This is a genomic window from Rhodococcus daqingensis, assembly GCF_042665615.1.
Taxonomy (GTDB): Bacteria; Actinomycetota; Actinomycetes; order Mycobacteriales; family Mycobacteriaceae; genus Rhodococcus_G; species Rhodococcus_G daqingensis.
Genome location: NZ_JBHTCS010000028.1, coordinates 291,992 through 310,920, shown reverse-complemented (window position 1 = coordinate 310,920; position 18,929 = coordinate 291,992). Strand labels below are relative to the sequence as shown.

Here is an 18,929-nt window from a genome sequence, read left to right as displayed (position 1 = left end):
TCGTGGGGTGGGGGTCGGGGGCGCAGGAGCGGAGCCCGCGGAGCGACCAGGGTTCACAGCGCATCGAGCACCTCCTGGCACCAGGCGGTGAAGCCCTCCTCGACGCGGATGCCGCCGCGCAGGACCAGGTACTGGTGCAGGTCGGTGCCGGACAGCCGGTCGGGTGCGGGGAAGTCGCGCTTCTCGATCAGGCGGTAGACCTCGAGCCGCCGGGCGTGGTCGTCGCGGTGCCTGCCGACCTCGGCGCGCACGTCGTCGAGGTCGCCGTAGGACGCGGCGCGGATCTTCACGGCCAGCTCGTCGCGCAGGTGCCCGGGTTCGGTCGGCTCCGCGATCCACCGGCGCAGCTCGGCCCGGCCGGCGTCGCTGACGCGGTAGACCCTCTTGTCCGGGCGGCCGTCCTGGCCGACGGTCTCGCCGTCCACCCAGCCGGCCTCGTCCATGCGCTTGAGCACGCGGTAGATCTGCTGGTGGCTGGCGCTCCAGAAGAAGCCGATGGACTTGTCGAAGCGGCGCGCGAGCTCGTATCCCGACCCGGAGTGTTCGGAGAGCGAGACCAACAGTGCGTGTTCGAGTGCCACGAGGTCGAGTATCTATGCAACGAGGAGACTATGCAACTGAGTTCATAACTACGTCGTTCTCCCCGCCGACGAACGCGGGGCTCGGGTGGTCAGAAGACCCAGCGGAGCGCCGCCACGATCTCCGCGGGGCTCGAGCCGGCGAAGCGTGCGATCTCGGCGCGACGGAGATCGACGAGGGTGGCCGCCAGCTCCGGCCCGAACGCAGGACCGAGTACGGCATCGGTCTCGAACGCGTCGGTGGCCTCGGCGAGCGTGCCCGGCAGCGCACGGATCCCGCGCCTGGCCCGCTCGTCGACAGTCAGGCCGGCGGGATCGACGTCCACCAGCGCGGGCAGCCGGGACCGCTCGGCGAGCCCGGCCAGGCCGGCGAAGATCAGACCCGCGATGCACAGGTACGGGTTGGCCGACTGGTCGAGAACCTTGACCTCCAGGTTGGCCGCGCGCCCCTCGTCGCCCTGGCTGCCCGTGATCAGGCGCAGCGCGGTCTCGCGGTTCTCGTGTCCGCACGCCTGGTACGGAGCCGCCCAGTGGCCGGGAACGAGCCGCAGGTAGCTCGCGACCGAGGGGGCGCCGACGGCGAGCAGGGCGGGCAACCTGTGCAGGATGCCCGCCGCGAAGGACTCCGCGGCGTCGGTCATGCCGCAGGGACCATCGCCGCCGTGGTGCAGGTTGTCCGCGCCGCGCCAGACGGACAGGTGCACGTGCCCGCCGTTCCCGACGCCGTCGGCGACCACCTTCGGGGAGAACGATGCCCGCAGGCCGCGGTCGGCGCTCAACGCCCGGATCGTCTCGCGGACCAGGACGAAGGTGTCGGCGGCACCGACCGGATCGTCGGCGGCGACCGACAGTTCGTACTGTCCGGCCGCGTACTCGGGGTGGATCTGCTCGACCGCGATGCCCTGTTCGTGCAGTGCGGTGAGCAGGTCCGCCAGGTAGTCGGAGTGTTCGACGAGTCGGGTGAAGCCGTAGGCGGGCCCGCGGGTGGCGGGCACAAAATCGTCCCCGCCCCGCCCGAGGGTCCACTCCACCTCGATCGCCGCCTTCGCGGTCAGCCCCGCCTCGGCCAGTCGCGCGACCGCGCGGCGGGTGACGTCCCTGGCGTCCTGCGGGTGCGGGGTCCCGTCCTGCGTGTAGCGGTCGGCGGGTGCCCACGCCCAGCCCGGCTGCGCGGCGAGGGCGGTGATCCGGTTCAGGTCCGGGAGCAGGCGCAGGTCGCCGACCGGGCCACCCGCGCAGCGGCCGGTGATGATCGAATCGTCCGTCGCGAACGCGTCGAACACCGGCGAGGCACCGACGCCCCAGGCCGCGGCGTTCGCCAGCCGATCGACCGGGACCGCCTTCATCCGGGTGATCCCGCTGTTGTCGACCCACGTCAGTGCCACGCCGACCACACCCTGATCGGCAAGTCGGGCCGCCACCGGGCCGGCCTGCGCGGCCCGCCGCTCACGCTCGTCCCGGTCCATTGCGGCTCCTTCGCGCAGTCTCTGATCAGCGGCGATCGTCGTTCAGCGGCAGAATGGCGGTCATGGCACGATCCTCAGACGATACGTCGGCCGGGCCGTCGAGATCGGGCGAACGGCGGCGCCTGGAGGAGCTGGTCGGGCGGGTCGCGTTCGTCGACCATCACTGCCACGGCATCGTGCGGGGCCCGCTCGACCGGGCGGGGTTCGAATCGCTGCTCTGCGAGGCGGACGCGCCCGGACCGTGGCACGGGTCGCTGTTCGACACCCAGGTCGGGCTCGCGGTCCGGCGCCTGTGCAGCCCCCTGCTCGACCTGGCGCCGCACGCGCCTGCCGATGATTACCTCGCGCGGCGCGCCGAGCTCGGCTCCGACGAGGTGGCCCGGCGGCTGTTGCGCGGCGCCGGGATCTCCGAGTTCTTCGTGGACACCGGCTTTCGGCCTGACGGCTTGACCACGCCGGACGAGTTGGCCGCCCGTGCCGGTGCCTCGGCGCGGGAGATCGTCCGGCTGGAATCGGTGGCGGAGCGGGTGATCGCCGACCACCGCGCGGGCGATTTCGTCGCGACCTGCCGGGACGGGCTGGCGGCCGCGGCGGCGACGGCGATCGGGTTCAAGTCGATCGCCGCATATCGGGTCGGCCTGGACCTGGCCCCGGATCGTCCGGCCACGAGCGAGGTGGCCGCCGCGGCCGCGCGGTGGGCGGCCGGGATCGAACGGGGCGCGCCGATCCGGCTGGCCGACGAGACCCTGATCCGGTTCCTGATCTGGACCGCCGTCGACCTCGGCCTGCCGATCCAGTTCCACACCGGGTTCGGCGACGCCGACGCGGACCTCGGCCGCTGCGATCCGCTGCTGCTGGCGCCGCTGTTGCGCGCCACCGCGGGTCTCGGGGTCCCGATCATGCTGCTCCACACCTACCCCTTCCACCGGCATGCGGGCGCTCTGGCGCAGGTGTTCGACCACGTCTTCGTCGACGTCGGACTCGCGATGCAGAACGTCGGGAGCCGGGCCGGTCAGGTGCTGGCCGAGCTGCTCGAACTGGCACCGTTCGGGTCGGTCGTGTTCTCCTCCGACGGTTACGGGCTGCCCGAGCTGTTCCACGTCAGCGCCACGCTGTTCCGCCGGGCGTTGTCGGACTTCCTGGCGGCGGGCGTCGCCGACGATGCCTGGTCCCACCTCGACGCGGAACGGATCGCGCGCCTGATCGCCGCGGACAACGCCCACCGCGCATACGGTCTCGACGGAGAGGGAGCCGGACGCGGTTCGCTCGCCTAGGCTCGCGATCATGGGTCCAGCGGTGCTCGGCGACGGCGTCACCCGCAAGCAGGTTCTCGCGTGGGGACTGTGGGACTGGGGTTCGGCCGCGTTCAACGCGGTGATCGTCACCTTCGTCTTCTCGGTCTATCTCACCGACGCGGTCGGCGACGACCTGCCGGGCTCCGTCTCGGCGAGCACCTGGCTCGGCTGGTCGCTCGGAGCCTCCGGCCTGCTCATCGCGGTCCTGGCGCCGGTCACCGGGCAGCGCTCGGACGCGACCGGTCACCGGAGGCGTTCGCTCACCCTCCTCACGGCGGCGGTCGTGGTCGTGATGGCGGCGATGTTCCTCGTCGAGGACCGATATCAGTACCTGTGGGCCGGGCTGGCGCTCCTCGGCGTCGGGTCGGTGCTGTTCACGCTCGCCGAGGTCCCGTACAGCGCGATGCTGCGTCAGGTGTCCACCCCGGCGAACATCGGCAGGGTCTCCGGCTTCGGTTGGGCGATGGGCTATTTCGGCGGCATCGTCCTGCTGCTGGTCTGCTATTTCGGATTCATCGCCGGCGACGGCGACACCCGCGGACTGCTCGGCCTGACCACCGACGGGGGATTCAACATCCGGATGGTGGCGCTGGTGGCGGCACTGTGGTTCGCGGCGTTCGCGATTCCGGTGTTGATCGCGGTACCTGAGCTGCCTCGCACGCAGGCCGAGCTCGGGGCTGCCCGAGCGGGGTTCTTCGCGTCGTACGGCGTGCTGTGGCGCGATCTCAAGGACCTCTGGAGGGTGGATCGCCGAACCGTCGGGTTCCTGCTCGCCAGCGCGCTCTTCCGTGACGGTCTGGCCGGTGTGTTCACCTTCGGCGCGGTCCTCGCGGTCAACGTCTACGGCATCGCGGCATCGGACGTGCTGCTGTTCGGCGTCGCCGCGAATGTCGTCTCGGGTGTCGCGGCACTGGCGGCCGGTCGGTTCGACGACGCCCTCGGACCGAAGACGGTCATCGTCGCCTCGCTCGCCGCGATGCTGGTGGCGGGGGCGGTGCTGCTGGTGGTCACGGGTCCGGCGGCGTTCTGGGTGTTCGGGCTGCTGCTGTGCGTCTTCGTCGGCCCCGCGCAGTCCGCGTCCAGGACCTTCCTCGTGCGGATCACCCCGGTCGGCCGCGAGGGTCAGATGTTCGGCCTGTACGCGACGACGGGCCGGGCGGTCTCGTTCCTCGCGCCGACCCTGTTCGGTGTGTTCGCGTGGGCGTTCGCCAGCGACCGGGCCGGCATCGTGGGGCTGCTCGTGGTGCTGGCGCTCGGACTGGCGGCGTTGCTGCCGGTGCGGGCACCCGAGCGCGACTACCGCCGGGAGCGCTCGTCGGTCTGAATCCCGAGCTTGTCCGGGAACAGCCGCCGCTGCACGATCCAGCCGGCCGCGGCGAGCACGATCCAGAGCACGGTCGAGGTGATCTGCTCCCAACCTGCCTGCGGTTCGTGCAGGAACGCGAGGGCGTCGGTGGTGCGCCCCAGGCCGGTCAGGATCATGCTCGCACCGCCGATCGAGGTGAGCCACAGCAGCGCCCGGGCCCGGTACTTGTCGGCGAGGAACGCGGCGGCCACCGCGACCGCGAGGATCACGATCGCGCTGAGCGCCCAGTTGTTGTCCCCGGGTTGGAGCACGTCGGCGATCTTCGCGCCCGCCATCGCGCCGGTCAGGCCGCCGATGAAGTACGCGGAGAACTTGAAGATCAGCGTGGTGACCACCCACGAGGTGACGGCGCCGATGAGCGCGAACAGGAACAGCGTCGTCAGCGAGGCGTTGAACAGGTCCGCGACCAGCCAACCGAGACCGAAGCCGGCGGCGAGCACCGCAACGTGCAGCGAGCCGATTCCCCAGAAGCAGAGGACGACTCCGACCAGCAGTACCGCGAGACCGCTCATCATTTCTCGTTCCCTTCGATTCGCGCGAGGACAGCGTCGGCCAGTGCGTCGGTTGCTTGTTCCGGAATCCAGTGGCTGACGCCGTCGAGTTCGACGAATCGGTATGGGGCGTCAACGAACTCGCCGCAGCGTTCGGCGGCCACCCGGCCGAGAAACGCGTCGCCCGAGCCCCAGACGTAGGTCGTGGGTACCGCGACCGCGGGCAGGCCGCGGAAGTCCCGCATCGCCCGATACCAGGACAGGGCTGCATCGAGTGCCCCTGGTGCACTCAGTGCGCGTACGTACTCGTCGACCTGGGCGCGGTCGAGATCGCCGAATGATGAGCGCAGCCGCCGCGCATCGTCGGCGAGGAGCAGGTCCGCAACGGACTCGCTGTACCGGAACGCACCGAAATAGGAGGAGCGCTTCTGTTGGTCTGCATCCTCGCGGATCGCCAAGCCGAATGCGGCGAGGTGTGGCGTGGAGACCGCGGTCAGGGTCTCGACTCGGTCCCGATGGTGAGCGGCGAGCCACCAGGCCACGGACCCACCCAGGTCGTGCCCGACCAGATGCGCGGACGCAACGCCCAGTGCGTCCATCAAACCGAGGATGTCGTCGGCGAGATGCTCGATCGCATAGTGCTCGACGCCGACCGGTCGGGCACCGGGGGAGTAGCCCCGCTGCGACGGCGCGATGACCCGCAGGCCGGCGGCGGTCAGCAGCGGCGTCAGGGGTCGCCAGCAGGCCAGGGTCTGGGGGAATCCGTGCAACAGGACCACCGGGGTCCCGTCGGCGGGACCGGACTCCTCGACGTCGAAGGTGAGGCCGCCGACGGTCACTGCGGTGGGAGTGTGTGCGTCCACGGAATCCACTTGTCCTTCAACGCTCGTCGTTGCCGTGCCCCGTACGGCCCGAGATTACCGCCCGGGGCGCGAAAAGGGCGGCATTCGTGGTGGGCCCCACCGGTGGCGCGATCGGCGCGGCGCACGGGTTGGATGACGGTCCGGTGAGCGCATCCGCCGATCCGGTTCGCCCGGTTCCGGATACGTGCTAAGTATCTGTGGGTATCAGGTGACCTGGGGCAGCACTCAGGGCTATCGGGAGTGAACTGTGACGAGTCTCAATGGCGGGATCCGCGATGACGAGCCCCTGCGCATCGCAGGGCGGTCGGTGGCCAACTGGCTGGACGCCGCCGCGACCGACCTGACCGTCGCGGTGATCGAACGCCTCGTGGACGACCTCCCGATCTACCGGGAGCTGCCGGCAGAGGAGGTGCAGGGCGAGATCGCGGGGATCGTGCATCACAACATGGAACTGTTCGCGACGCTGCTCCGTGAACGCCGCCCCGCACGGGCGGCCGAATTCGTCGAGCAGCGGAACTCCGCGGCGCGGCGTGCGGAGGAGGGCGTCCCACTCGATGCCGTGCTGCACGCCTACCACGTCGGCATCGGGATGGCGACCAAGGAAATGTTCGCCGACGCGGAACCAGGCGACATGGCCGATGCGCAGACGATCATGGCGATGGTGCTCGATTTCCTGCGCCAGCTGACGCTCGAGGTGAGCTCGTCCTACCTCGAGGAGCGCCAGATCATGGACAGTCAGGAGAATTCGGGCCGCCGCTCCCTGATGACCGCGCTGGTCGCGGGCGAGCCCCTCGACGCCATTGCGCAGCGGACCGGACTCCGCCTCGCCCCGCACTACCTCGCGATGACCCTGTCGATCGGGGAGCACGCCGACGAGCGCAGTGAGGGCGTCAGCGGCACGGTGGCGGGCAGGCGAAAGCTGCGTCGGCTGCAGGCCGAGCTGGATCGCATCACCGGCGAGCCCGCGCTCACCGTGATCGACAGCGGAGGCGGGACGGCGCTGATCCCATGTCCGGGGAACCCGCCGGAATGGGACGCGTTGCAGCGGATGATCGAACGCGCGCAGGCGGTGGTCGGCACCGAGATCCGTGCCGCCGCAGTGGTCGCGGCGCCGACGGAGGTGCCCGCCGCCGTGGAGCAGACCGCCGAGATCATCGTGCTCGTCTCGCGGTCGAGGCGCCCGCCCGGGCTGTACCGGCTGCGCGACGTCCTGCTCGAGTATCAGCTGAGCAGACCGAGCCCTGCCCATCCCGAGCTGGCCGGCCTGCTCGAGCCGCTGGTTGCGAGGCCGGAGCTGATGCAGACGCTCGAGGCCTACGTGGCCAGCGGACTCAACCGTCGCGCGACGGCGACCGCTCTGCAGGTGCACGCCAACACCGTCGACTACCGCATGCGGCGCGTCGCGGAACTGACGGGGCTCAATCCGGCGGACCCGGCGGACCTTCCGCACGTGGGGGCGGCGTTGGCGGCGCGACGCGCGCTGGGGTGAGCGGCCCGACCTCGGGCATAGTGGTGGGACGAACTCGAGGGGGAACTGTGCGGTGGATGAGGCGTGCGCTCGTGGTGCTGGCGTGGCTGGCGGTCCTGGCCGCGGCGGTCGGCGTCGCGGTGCACTACCTGGACACGACGGTGACCGTGCTCGTGGTGGTCGCGTCCTTTGCGCCGTTCCTGATGGCGGCCGGAGTGGTCGGTCTGCTCGTGCTCGCCCTCACCCGGCAGCGGGCGGGGACAGTGGTGGCGGCCCTCGTGGTCGCCGCCTCGGTGTGGACCCAGCTCCCGTTGTATCTCGGCGAGTCGGCGCGGCCGGGGGAGGTGCCCGAGGTGAGCGTCCTGCAGGCGAACATCCTGTTCGGGCAGGCGGATCCCGCCGTCCTCGTCGAGCAGGTCCGCGCCCGTGAGGTGGACGTGTTGACGGTGAACGAGCTCACGGACGACGCGGTGCCGCGGCTCGGCGCGGCCGGGTTGGACGCCGAGCTGCCGTATCGGTATCTGAGGCCGATGGAGTGGGGCGGTGGCGGCACCGGGATCTGGAGTCGTCATCCGCTGTCTGAGGAGACCGAGCATCTCGGGTTCGTGCTCAACATGGTCTCGGCGCGGGTGCACGAGCCCGGGCAACGCCCCTACCGAGTGGTCGCGGCGCATCCGATTCCCCCGTGGCCCCGGCCCCAGTCGACGATCTGGAATCGCGAGATGGGCGAGGTGCGGAACATCCTGCAGGGTCTGCGCGGGCAGGGGGAACCCGTGATCGTGGGCGCCGACTTCAACGCGACGTACGACCACGCGCAGTTCCGCGCCCTCGTCGGCGACGGCTACCGGGACGCGGCCGAGCAGTCCGGTGCGGGCGTGCTCGCGACCTACCCCGCCGACCGGTGGTGGCCGCCGGTCCTGGCCATCGACCACATCCTGGTCTCCGGCGCCGTGGCCGGCGATGTCGAGTCGGTGGAGTTGCCCGGCTCGGACCATCGTGGTGTGGCGGCGACGGTCTCGTTGACCTCGTCGGACGGCTACGCCGAGTCCGACTGACCCGATCGCGACCGTTCGCGGATCAGGTCCGCGACGCCGTCGAGGATGCGCTCGAGCCCGAATCGGAGCGTGTGCACCGGGTCGCCGGTGGACTGGAACTCGAGCCCGGCGGCCTCACCGACCCGCCCGGCGATCGGGTAGTCGGCGGGGTCCATCAGCTGCTCGAGGGTCGGCGAGACCAGGTCCCACCACTGGGCGTCGGTCAACCCGGATTCCTCGGCGGTCGCGGCCACGCTGGCGAGCAGGCGGGCGGTCCCGACCACGTGGGTCAACACCAGGGTCAGCACCGAATCCATCTCGATGTCGGACAGGCCGATTCCGTCCAGCGGCCGCAGTTCGGCCTCGTACTTGCGGATGGTGTTGGGGCCGAGAACGGGGCGTACCCCGACGAGCTGCAGCATCCAGGGGTGGCGCTGGTAGAGGTCCCAATTGCGCGCGGCGATGAACTCGAGACCGCCGCGCCATCCGCCGGGCGCCCCGGTCGGCTCGCCGAGGTCCACGTAGAGGCCGCCGAGCACGCTGTCGTGCATCAGGTCGACCAGGTCCGCCTTGCCCGGTACGTGCGTGTACAGCGACATGGCGCCGGCGCCGAGCCGTTCGGCGACCCTGCGCATCGAGACCGCGTCCAGGCCCTCGGCGTCGGCGAGTCCGATGCCCGCGGCCACGATCGCCTCGACGGTCAGGCCCTTGCGTCCGGTCTTCCCGTGCTGCCCCCACAACAGGGCCACCATGCGTGCCGGATCGGAGGGTGCCTCCTTTTTTGACGTCACGGGGCCATTCTCCTCGCTCACCCGCCGGCTCGGTCCGCAGCGCCGGTCGTGGGGGTCCGCCAGTTGGGCGGCGCGGGATCCGAAGCCCATGGGAGAGCCGAAGGCGACTCACCGCGCTGATCGGGTGAGGACCGCCGCCAGGACCCTGGGGTGGAAGATCCGGACCGGCGAATCGATCATGTTCGCCACACGTACGAATCGGACCAACACCTGCGGATCGCGCGCCGCGAGCGCGTGGACTCTGCCGAAGTACCAGTTCATGAACGGGGTGCCGAACGGCGCATCGCCTTGTGTTCCAGGCCAGTTCATGTCCTCCCCGGCGGCCATCCGCCACGGCGCCTCGAGCCTCCGCGGCACTCTCTTCCGGAAACGGTGGGCGATCGCATCGAGGTTGTCACCCTTGTGGACTCCCCGTTCGAGGCATTCCCGCAGCGTCATCGCGTCCAGGGCGCTGGTCGTCATTCCCTGGCCGTAGATCGGGTTGAAGCTGCACAGGCTGTCGCCGAGCACGATCAGACCGCCCGGAAAGCGGTGCATCCGTTCGTAATATCGGCGGGTGTTGGCGCGAAACCTGTACGTCACGCTCGGTGTCAGGGGCTCCCCGTCGCGCATGAACGTGTAGATGTCGGGTGCCTCGAGGCTGCGCGCGAACTCGAGAAGTCCGTCATCGTCGCGCGGCGGGTGGTCCCCGTTCCAGCCTCCGAGCATGACGATCCAGCGCTGACCCTCCACTGGGAACACGACGCCCAACCGTGTTCCGTGTGGGGGCGTGGGCGCGATGATCAGCGCATTCCACGGGCGGTCCTCGAGCGGCGGTCGGGCATAGAACCGCGTCGCATAGCCGACATCGACGTCGATGACGGACATCGCGGGTCGTTCGTACCCCATGTCCTCGAGCCAGTGCGGCGTCCGGGAACCGCGACCGCTCGCGTCGACCACCAGGTCGGCGGCGACGGTCTCCTCGGTGGTGCCGGCTCGGTGCGACTGGATCACCACCCCGGTGACCCGGCCGCTTTCGGCGGCGAATCGCTTGACGGTGCACCGATCGACGAGACTGATGTTGGAGATCTGGCCCACCCGCCGCCGGATGTGCCATTCGAGGAACGGTCGCGTCTGACACGTGATGAGGATGCCGCTGGGTACCCGCAGCTTCCACACGCCGCGGTGGTACCAGGCGAAGTCCTTCGTCATCTCGACCTCGGCCGATCCGCCCTCGACCAGATCGGAGGTGAGGCCGGGGAAGGATTCCTCCATCAGGGTCAGGCCCCGCTTCCAGATGCTGTGGACGTGGCGGCCCTGGGGCACCCCCGTACGCGGCTCGGCGTTGTCGACCAGGTGATCCTTCTCGAAAATCGTGACCGTGCCGAAGTAGTCCGCCAGGACGCGGGACGCGAGCAGGCCGGCGATGCTGCCGCCGATGACGACGGCGTGTGCGTCGCGGCGGGCCGCGGTCATGGCGCCGGCGGATGCTCGGGCGACGCGGCCACGCAGGACGATGTGGCGATCCATGGTGATACTCCCGTCTACCGGACATTCCCACCCTGATCCACGAATTCGCACCAGACGAGGACCCCCAGGGTGACCGTCTGGAACCCAAGGGGGACCGCATCGACCCCCAGGGGGAGTGGCGCCGAGTCGCATCCACTGTCGTCGGGTAGTGGAGGGGGACCGGATTGCTCACCCTTGGGTGTGTTTCGGGAGGTAGCGCGGCGGGCGAGGCTTGAAGTCCAACCTCGACACCGAACCGAACGGAGCGACATCCCATGCGCCAGACCACCATGACCCGCACAGTCCTCGCCTCAGCCGCGGCAGTCGCCGCGATCGCCCTCGCCGGGGTAGGTGTCGTGTCGATCGCCTCGCACACCGAACCGGGATCGGCGACGAGTGTCGAGGCCCCGGTCGGACCCGGGGGTGCGGTCGTGCCGGGGGCCGACAAGAGCCGCACCACGGATGACGGTGCGAATCAGCGTGCGGTCGTGGCGCCGGTCGACGCGGCGACGGCACCGGATTCGGCGCCCCCGGTCGGCCAGGCGGTCGGCCAGGCTCCGGTCGGTCAGGTTCCGGTCGGTCAGGTTCCGGTCGGTCAGGCTGCGGTCGGTCAGGCTGCGGTCGGTCAGGCTCCGGCCGGGCCCGTGGGCCAGAATCCGGCGGCCCCGAAGCCGGCGGACCCAATGCCGGCGCACCCGAAGCCCGCCGGACCGGTTGCGGATCCGGTGGTCCCGCCGCCCGCGGGACCGGTGGATCCGGGGCCGGTGGATCCGGGGCCGGTGGATCCGGGCCCGAAGCCGGGCGGTCCGGTCGTGGGTCCGGTGGATCCGCCGCCCGCCGCCCCGGTGTCCGATCCCGTCGTTCGGGACCATCGGGGAGACGGGGCCGACCCGAACCCTCCCGGTGGCGTGAGCGTCGGGCCTTCCGATGGGGCCGGACCGATCGTCCGGGACCATCGCGACCAGTCCGGGCCGATCGTCCGGGACCATCGCTAGCCGCGATGTACATCGGGACCACCCAGGGTCCGTGATGTGGGTCAACAAAGGGGTCGGCCTCCGCGCGTCGCGCGGGGGCCGACCCCTTTGTGCGCCATACTGGGCGGCCCGCTCACATCTCGAACAGGAGTTCCCCCTTGCGTTTTCGTTCGGCCACTCGTCCGCGTCTGTTCCTGATCGCCACGGCGGTGGCCGCGCTCGCCCTGACCGGCTGCGCTGCTCCGGCGGCGGAGGCGATGCCGACGGGGAGCGCGGACAACGGAATTCCCGGTGCCGGCCCGGCCGCGGGCGTGGCAACCACTCTCGCTGTGCTGGAGACGATCCCGGTGAAGGGCCGGGCGCCCAAGACCGGGTACGAGCGCGACCTGTTCGGGCCGGCGTGGACCGATGATGTCGCCGTGGCGGGCGGCCGGAACGGATGCGACACTCGCAACGACATCCTCGCCCGCGACCTGGTCGAGACGGTGTTCAAGGCCGGGACCGGGAACTGTGTTGTGCTCACCGGCACCCTGCACGACCCGTACACCGGAAAGTCGATCGCGTTCACCCGCGGTTCCGGCACCTCCAGTGCGGTCCAGATCGACCACGTGGTCGCGCTCAGCGATGCCTGGCAGAAGGGTGCGCAGCAACTCGACGTGCCGACCCGCCGCGACTTCGCCAACGATCCGCGGAACCTGCTCGCGGTCGACGGTCCGACGAACCAGCAGAAGTCAGACGGTGACGCGGCGACGTGGCTTCCCTCGGCGAAGTCGTATCGGTGCACCTACGTCTCGAAGCAGGTCGAGGTCAAGGCCGCATACCGGTTGTGGGTCACGCAGGCGGAGAAGGACTCGATCACGCGGGTGCTCTCGTCCTGTTAGTGGTCGGCTTGACCTGGGATGACGGGGTGGCGCACACAGTCTTCGATCACATCGCAGGCCCGCTCGATCCCACGCTCGGCGCGCAGCCTCTCGCCCAGCATCGCTGCGGCAGCCCGCATCCCGGGGTCGCGGACCGCGGTGCTGATGGCACTGCCGAGGACATCGGCTCGCAAGTGGGTGACGGGCAGCGGACGCGGCCCGGCTCCCAGCGCGGCCACCCGTGTCCCCCAGAACAGTTGATCGACTTGGAATGGACACACCACATTCGGCACACCGGCCCGCAGCCCCGCGCCGGTGGTTCCGGCCCCGCCGTGGTGGACCACGGCAGCGGTCTGCGGAAAGAGCCATTCATGCGGGATCCGGCCCACGACAAACATGTCCGTGCCGTAGCGGTGGGGATCGCTGGTCTCGAGAGAACGACCCTGGAGGACACCGCGGACTCCGGCTCCGCGAAGCGCGGAACACGCCAGCGCATGCACTCGAGCCTCGTCCTCGGGTTGCCAGCTGCCGAAGCCGACGTAGACCGGGGGCGGCCCAGCGCCCAGGAAATCGACCAACCCCGGCGTCGGCTCCCAGTCTGTCGGCCCCTCGGCAAACCAGTAGCCGGTGACGTGGACATGGGAACCCCAGTCGTCCGGCGGCGTGACCACATGAGGACTGAAGGCGCACAAGACGGGGATCTGCTGCCGACGCGCGCGATTCGCGGGGCCGTACCACGGCAGGGGATCGAGCCCCAGCGAGGTTGTGCGCCACCGGTTGACCGCTGAGCGAGTCAGCTGCCAGAGCACCTGGTCGACGAGCGTGTAGCCAAGGCGATTGGTCAAGCCGCCGGACCAGCCGCCGGACCAGCCGCCGGAGAACGCCATGCTGTGTGGGAACTCGCGGGTCGGCTCCCACGGTTGCATCTGCAGAGACGCGTACGGGATACGGTGGCTCTCACCGATGTGGTAGCCGACCGCCGCCAACGTCGAACTCAAGATCGCCTGCGCCCCAATGCAGGCGGCATCCGTCTCCGACAGCATCGTCTCGAGCGCCGGGCGGAGTCGCCGCCACCCATCGCGCATCGTGTGCGCGAGGCCCTTGCCGTCGGACCACACCTGCCAGGAAGGGACGGGCACCAATTCTTCGAAATCGATGCCGAGCGGTCGGTGTTCCAGTCCCGCGTCCGCCACGAGAGGTGCATAACGCTCGCCGGCGATCACCCGCACCTGGTGACCACGCAGCCGCAGTTCCCGGCCGAGCAGGATCGGTGGCGCGACATCGCCCAGCGATCCTATTGCGTGGATGATGAGGGGGCCGGGCATGGCGCACAGAACTCCTTCCTCCGCAGGACCTCAGTCCTTGCGGGCCAGCAGTCGATAGCAGTTGCTCCTGCCTCTGTCGCGAAGCGCGGCCTTGATCACCTGGTCGACGAGGCCGCCTGCGAGGATGACCGGCGCCCCGAGGGTCCAGGCCCCCACGCGCCACAGCCGACGCAAACGGGTCGCGGCGAGCGGCGACCACGGAGACAGGTCCGGCATGAGGGTGGTGACTCGGAAGAGAGCGCATCCGCCGAAGTCCAAGGGCATCTGAGCTTGTGCACGTTGTTCGGCGACCGCGGTGAGACCCCTGTCGGCCAACGCCGTTCGGAGGTTGCCGAGCGGGAAGAGGTGCTGGTGTTGCGGCTGCGACCAGCCGGGCCAGTACCGCCCGAGCAGCCGCGCCAGCGGCCACTCGGGGTCGGGAACCTCGATGAGCAGGTAGCCGCCGGGCAGCAGTACCCGCGCCGCGGCATCGAGCTCGGTGAAGGGGTCGCGCGTGTGCTCCAGGTAGTGGTGCATGCTGACCACGTCATAGCGCCCGGCCAACTCCTCGGCCAGTTCGGGAAAGGACCCGCGGAAGCCACGGGAGATCCAACCGCGCTGCTGCGCCCGCTCGACGTTCGCGCTCATGTCCAGCCCGTCGAAGACCGTGTCCGGCCACACCTCGCGTGCGGCATTGCAGAAGTGCGCCTGGCCCGTGCCGACGTCCAGCCAGCGCGTGGGTGTGGTGAACGGAGCCACCATCACCGCCCGGTCCCGATAGACCGGCGCCGTCACGGTGAAACCGAAATCCGCATTCTCCGCACCGGCACCGTCGTAGAAGTCGCGGTAGTAGAACTCCAAGCCGGCCACCGACAGCCGCGGATTCTGGAAGACATGGCCACAATCGAGGCACCTGTCCAACCGAAAGATTCCGGGCTTACGCTGGCTGAAGTCCGGCGATTCGACCGATTTCCGCAACGCATGACCGCCACACCACGGGCAGGTCTCGCGACGACTCTCGAAGAATCGGGCCGTGCCGGATGCGAGGTCCCGCGAATATCGTTGCCTGGCAGCGGCCTCCACTTCGCGCTCCCGCTCCTGTTCCGGCGACCGCCATGTGCCCAAGGCCGTCCTGATCCAGGTGTATGGCTCGCGGACAGGCCGCAGCCAAGCCCACCGCAGGTCCCGGGGACGCAGCGGGCCCCCGGCCACGACGAGGTAGGGCTGGGCACAGTACGCGAGTACCGCGGCCACACCCCAACCGCGATGGGCGCAGAACCCGGCGGCCAGCAGTACATATCGGACCACCATGGGGGTCAACGCCCACACCCCTGGAAATCCGGTGGCTTCCAGTGCGGCTCGCCGCTTGCCGAGGTCGACGTCAACCGCCTCGAAGGGGGGAGCCACCACCAGGTCCGTGTCCGAGGGGGCGCATCGTTTCGCCTCGGCGGTGAACTTGGTGATCTCCACCGGATCCAGCCCGGCGATCGTGTCGATCCCGGCTCGCTCCAACACCGTCGGCTGGACTGCGAGGGCATGTGCCGCACCGCGTCCGACGCACAGCCGCTCGGTGCGGTAGGTGGCGGGATCCACCACGCGGGCCAGGTCGAGCGCGGCCTCGACCGGCAGGTCCGCCGGCACGAGATCGAGCACGGCGAGCCCCCGGGTGCGTGCATGGGCCGCCGCCGAGCGCTGGACGGCGTCGGCCAGAGTGACGCCTTCCGCGGTGACGAAACGCACCCACCCGCCGGCCGGTGCGTCGGCCGGCGCCAAGGTTCGCAACGCGGAGAGCCGTCGGCGCAGCCGCCAGCCGTTGCACATCAGCCCACCGGCAATCAACAGCGGCAACACTCCGGACGGTCGCAGGCGGCTCATGCCAATCCCTCGAGACACTCGGCCGCGGCCACGGCGCCGCCGGCGCCCGCGAAGGAGGCCTGCACCCGTAAGGCCGCCTGGCGGTAGGACGGATCGTCCAGGACCGTCAGCATCGCTTCGCGCAGCTCGGCGGCCCGAACCCGGCCGAACTTGACCCGTATCCCGGCTCCGGCGCCCTCGACCTGCGCGGCGACGACCGGGTTGTCGTCGCGGATCGGGGCCACCACCAGCGGCACGCCCATGGAGAGGGCCTCGCAGGTCGTGGTGTGCCCGGCGTGGCACACCACGACATCGAGATGTGGCAGCAGTTCCAGATAGGGCACGAAGTCGCGCACCAGTACATCCGGCCCGGCCGAGTCGACCGACCCGGGTGGGGCGACCACGATCAGCTGGATTCGATCCGTCAGGGGTTCCACCGCCTCGATCGCAGTAGCGAGAAAGCGCCGCCCGACATCGCGGCTGACGGTCCCGAGCGTCACGAGCACATGTCGACGGGCCGGATCGAGCCGCTCCCAGGGGAAGTCGCCGCCACGGGGAAAGTTCGAGGGTCCGACGAACCGGTAGTGGTCGGGGAATCGGTCGAGCGGGCCGACAAGCGCCGCCGTCGTGAAGGCCAGCACCAGGTGCTCGGAGAAGCGCAGGTCGCCCGCCTCGGCAGGGTCCGAACCCAGACCGTCGAAGAGGCGCACGAACCCGTCCACGCGCTCCGTGACCCAGGCCTGCAGTGAGGGCCCCAGGGCATCAACCAGTTCCGCGGACATGATGGCCAAGGTGGCCCATGGCAGGCGGCGAGCGCGGGCGACGAGCGCGCCGGCGAGGGTGTGCTGGTCCACGGCCAGCACGTCGGGGCGGAAGGCGTCGACGGCGGCCCCGATGCCGGGCACCATCGAGGTGGCGAGCGGGATCAGGAACTCCTCCCACAGGAACACGAACGCCGCCGGCCCCCGCATCCCCATGCGACGACCCTGCATCGACTCGCCCCACTGCCGCGACCCCACCGGTTCGGCGGATCCGCTGTCCGGGTAGCCCACCTCGATCAGGCAGGCGCCCGCCGGCAGCATGGGCCTGATGTAGTCGAGGTGGCCGACCCACGCGACGTCGTGACCGCGCGCGACCAACTCGGCTCCGACCGCCGCGGTCGGGTGGACATGTGCGGCAAGTGGCGGCACGACGAACAGAAAACGGCTCATGGGATCGGCCCACCATCCAGCCGCGCGAGGACCCGGTAGGCAGCACCCCGGTTGGTATGGCGGGTGAACCCGTCGAGGATCGGGTCGGTCAAGACACCGGCGGCCAGCAGGGGCGAGCCTCCGACCCATACACCGGCTTGCCATATCCGGCGTGGCAGCGTCGCAGGGGTCTGCGACCAGGGATAGTCCATGTGCGGCATCAGATTCCGCAGGAACTGCACGGCGGCCTGAGTGAGATCAGCGCCGATGTGGGCCCGCCCACGCTCCTCGGCAACTGTCGTGAACCCCAGATCACGCAGGGTCCGTTTGAGGTTGGCGATCGGGATCAGGTGCAAGTGCTGTGGCTGGAACCACGGCAGCCAGTACCTGCCGAGGAGCCGGCCCAGCGGCCACTCGGGATCCGGCACCTCGATGAGGAGGAATCCGCCGGGCGGCAGTACTCGCGCGGCGGCGCCCAGTTCGGCGGCGGGATCGCGGGTGTGCTCCAGGTAGTGGTGCATGCTCACCACGTCGTATCGACCCGCCAACTCCTCGATCAGTTCGAGGAACTGGCCCCGGTAGCCTCGGGAAATCCAGCCACGTCGCTCGGCCTCCTCGATACTGACGGACATGTCCAGCCCGTCGAAGACCGTCCGGGGCCAGACCAGGCTGGCGGCCGCGCAGAAGTGGCCGTAACCGGTCCCCACATCCAGCCACGACTTCGGCGTCGTGAACGGAGCGAGCATCGAGGCCCGGGCCTGATACATGTCCTTCGGGTACGGGTGCGCGAAGGCCCCCTCCTGCCAATCCGCGCTGAGGCCGTCGTAGATGTCGCGGTAATAGAACTCCAGCCCGGCCAGGGTGAGCTGCGGATTCTGGAAAGTGTGTCCGCATTGCCGGCACTGTTCGAGCGTGAATCGTCCGGGCTTGTGTTGGCGGAGGTCCGGTGTGGTGACGCGGACCAACAGCTCGCTCCCGCCGCACCACGGACAGCTGGTCCGACGGGGTTCGAAGAACCGCCCGATCCCGGCGGACAGGTCGGCCGCGTATGCGGGTCGCCGGTCTGCGACCAGGTCGCGCCAGGTCTTCGCCTTCGGCGCGGGACCGCTCAGGGTGCGCCACCACCGCCGCGGGCCGCGAACCAGCCGGAGCAGCGCGGCACCGTGTAGATCGGTGGGAGCGAATCGGTGGCGTTGTCCGGCAACGATCAGGTAGGGCTGGAGGCAGAACAGGGCCGCCGCTGCCAGACCCCATGCCGGATTGACGAGAACGCACAGCGTGAGAGCCGCGTAGCTGACACCCGGTACGGCCAACGCGACCTGATGCCCGACGGGGAAGAGCACCCGCAGGATCGCGCGGCCCTTGTCGCTCTGCTCCGGCATCGCGTGCAGACCCGGCGCAACCACCACGTCCGTGGATGCGAAGGCATGCAGTTTGAGCAGCAGCGTGATTCGGGCCAGCTCGGTCAGCCCTACTCCGTCGTCCGAGATGACGCCCGCCCGCTCGAGAACGTCCTTGTCGGCGAGAATCGCGTGGTATGCGCCTCGCCCAGGCGCGAACGGGTCGGTGCGGTAGGTGGCTGGGTCGATTCCCCTCCCGAGGTCCATCACCCGATCAACCGACAGATCAGCGGGGACCAAGTCGAGGACGTCCAATCCTCGGCCGCGCGCGAAGGCGCTCGCGGCTCGCCTGGTGTCCTCGTCCAGCTCCACACCAGTTGCGGTGAGGAAACGGTGGGTACCGCTTACTGGTTCCGTGGCCGGCTCCAGCACGGACAGGCGTCGCAGGCGACGCCGAAGCCGGATGCCGTTGACGAGGACGCCGGTAGCGAACAGCAAAGGCAGCCAGTCGGTCCACCTCCGGCGATCCCCTGCGAGCGAGCTCATGTCGGTGCCCCTTCCGGTACG

General features: G+C 70.0%; 16 protein-coding genes. 6 read left to right on the top strand and 10 right to left on the bottom strand.

The window, feature by feature from the left end:
• Positions 1–53: 53 nt before the first annotated feature.
• Both ACFQS9_RS23665 and ACFQS9_RS23660 read right to left on the bottom strand, forming a co-directional pair.
• The gene (locus tag ACFQS9_RS23665; protein ID WP_378408994.1) at positions 54–581 is read right to left on the bottom strand and encodes a PadR family transcriptional regulator; all 528 of its coding nucleotides are present in this window, start codon (positions 579–581) and stop codon (positions 54–56) included.
• Between the two features lie 89 nt (positions 582–670).
• Positions 671–2,044 (bottom strand): glutamine synthetase family protein, encoded by a 1,374-nt coding sequence (locus tag ACFQS9_RS23660; protein WP_378408993.1) that lies wholly within the window; start codon positions 2,042–2,044, stop codon positions 671–673.
• 62 nt (positions 2,045–2,106) lie between these two features.
• Here ACFQS9_RS23660 and ACFQS9_RS23655 point away from each other — a divergent pair, with 62 nt between their 5' ends.
• Together ACFQS9_RS23655 and ACFQS9_RS23650 are read left to right on the top strand one after the other, a co-directional pair.
• On the top strand, positions 2,107–3,318 hold the full coding sequence (locus ACFQS9_RS23655) for an amidohydrolase family protein (RefSeq protein WP_378408992.1): 1,212 nt from the start codon (positions 2,107–2,109) through the stop codon (positions 3,316–3,318).
• 10 nt (positions 3,319–3,328) lie between these two features.
• A complete protein-coding gene (locus ACFQS9_RS23650) occupies positions 3,329–4,663 on the top strand; it encodes an MFS transporter (protein ID WP_378408991.1) in 1,335 nt (444 codons plus the stop codon).
• On the opposite strand, the gene ACFQS9_RS23645 is transcribed toward ACFQS9_RS23650, so the two are convergent.
• Together ACFQS9_RS23645 and ACFQS9_RS23640 are read right to left on the bottom strand one after the other, a co-directional pair.
• The gene (locus ACFQS9_RS23645) at positions 4,636–5,217 is read right to left on the bottom strand and encodes a DUF4203 domain-containing protein (protein ID WP_378408990.1); all 582 of its coding nucleotides are present in this window, start codon (positions 5,215–5,217) and stop codon (positions 4,636–4,638) included. The two genes, ACFQS9_RS23650 and ACFQS9_RS23645, sit on opposite strands and share 28 nt — an antisense overlap.
• Positions 5,217–6,059: an alpha/beta fold hydrolase gene (locus ACFQS9_RS23640; protein WP_378408989.1), complete on the bottom strand. Its 843-nt coding sequence runs from the start codon at positions 6,057–6,059 to the stop codon at positions 5,217–5,219. The genes ACFQS9_RS23645 and ACFQS9_RS23640 overlap by 1 nt, the downstream gene beginning before the upstream one ends.
• A gap of 247 nt (positions 6,060–6,306) precedes the next feature.
• Between ACFQS9_RS23640 and ACFQS9_RS23635 the strand changes: the two genes are divergently transcribed.
• Positions 6,307–7,548 carry a PucR family transcriptional regulator gene (locus ACFQS9_RS23635; protein ID WP_378408988.1) on the top strand — a complete coding sequence of 414 codons (1,242 nt, stop codon included), beginning with the start codon at positions 6,307–6,309 and terminating at the stop codon, positions 7,546–7,548.
• A gap of 56 nt (positions 7,549–7,604) precedes the next feature.
• Positions 7,605–8,582: an endonuclease/exonuclease/phosphatase family protein gene (locus tag ACFQS9_RS23630; protein WP_378408987.1), complete on the top strand. Its 978-nt coding sequence runs from the start codon at positions 7,605–7,607 to the stop codon at positions 8,580–8,582.
• Here ACFQS9_RS23630 and ACFQS9_RS23625 read toward each other — a convergent pair.
• Both ACFQS9_RS23625 and ACFQS9_RS23620 read right to left on the bottom strand, forming a co-directional pair.
• A complete protein-coding gene (locus tag ACFQS9_RS23625; RefSeq protein WP_378408986.1) occupies positions 8,564–9,352 on the bottom strand; it encodes a TetR/AcrR family transcriptional regulator in 789 nt (262 codons plus the stop codon). The genes ACFQS9_RS23630 and ACFQS9_RS23625 overlap by 19 nt on opposite strands.
• A 108-nt stretch (positions 9,353–9,460) precedes the next feature.
• A complete protein-coding gene (locus ACFQS9_RS23620) occupies positions 9,461–10,861 on the bottom strand; it encodes an FAD-dependent oxidoreductase (RefSeq protein ID WP_378408985.1) in 1,401 nt (466 codons plus the stop codon).
• Positions 10,862–11,115: 254 nt separating this feature from the next.
• On the opposite strand from ACFQS9_RS23620, the gene ACFQS9_RS23615 reads away from it, so the two are divergent.
• Positions 11,116–11,835: a hypothetical protein gene (locus tag ACFQS9_RS23615; protein ID WP_378408984.1), complete on the top strand. Its 720-nt coding sequence runs from the start codon at positions 11,116–11,118 to the stop codon at positions 11,833–11,835.
• Between the two features lie 137 nt (positions 11,836–11,972).
• Positions 11,973–12,695 carry an HNH endonuclease family protein gene (locus ACFQS9_RS23610; RefSeq protein ID WP_378408983.1) on the top strand — a complete coding sequence of 241 codons (723 nt, stop codon included), beginning with the start codon at positions 11,973–11,975 and terminating at the stop codon, positions 12,693–12,695.
• On the opposite strand, the gene ACFQS9_RS23605 is transcribed toward ACFQS9_RS23610, so the two are convergent.
• The 4 genes from ACFQS9_RS23605 to ACFQS9_RS23590 are packed head-to-tail and all read right to left on the bottom strand — an operon-like array spanning position 12,692 to position 18,908.
• On the bottom strand, positions 12,692–13,999 hold the full coding sequence (locus tag ACFQS9_RS23605; RefSeq protein WP_378408982.1) for a glycosyltransferase: 1,308 nt from the start codon (positions 13,997–13,999) through the stop codon (positions 12,692–12,694). The two genes, ACFQS9_RS23610 and ACFQS9_RS23605, sit on opposite strands and share 4 nt — an antisense overlap.
• Before the next feature lie 30 nt (positions 14,000–14,029).
• Positions 14,030–15,853, bottom strand: a complete 1,824-nt coding sequence (locus tag ACFQS9_RS23600) for a class I SAM-dependent methyltransferase (protein WP_378408981.1) — start codon at positions 15,851–15,853, stop codon at positions 14,030–14,032.
• Positions 15,850–17,043, bottom strand: a complete 1,194-nt coding sequence (locus ACFQS9_RS23595) for a glycosyltransferase (RefSeq protein WP_378408980.1) — start codon at positions 17,041–17,043, stop codon at positions 15,850–15,852. The genes ACFQS9_RS23600 and ACFQS9_RS23595 overlap by 4 nt, the downstream gene beginning before the upstream one ends.
• Positions 17,040–18,908 carry a class I SAM-dependent methyltransferase gene (locus ACFQS9_RS23590; protein WP_378408979.1) on the bottom strand — a complete coding sequence of 623 codons (1,869 nt, stop codon included), beginning with the start codon at positions 18,906–18,908 and terminating at the stop codon, positions 17,040–17,042. Before ACFQS9_RS23590 ends, ACFQS9_RS23595 begins: the two co-directional genes overlap by 4 nt.
• Positions 18,909–18,929: the final 21 nt, after the last annotated feature.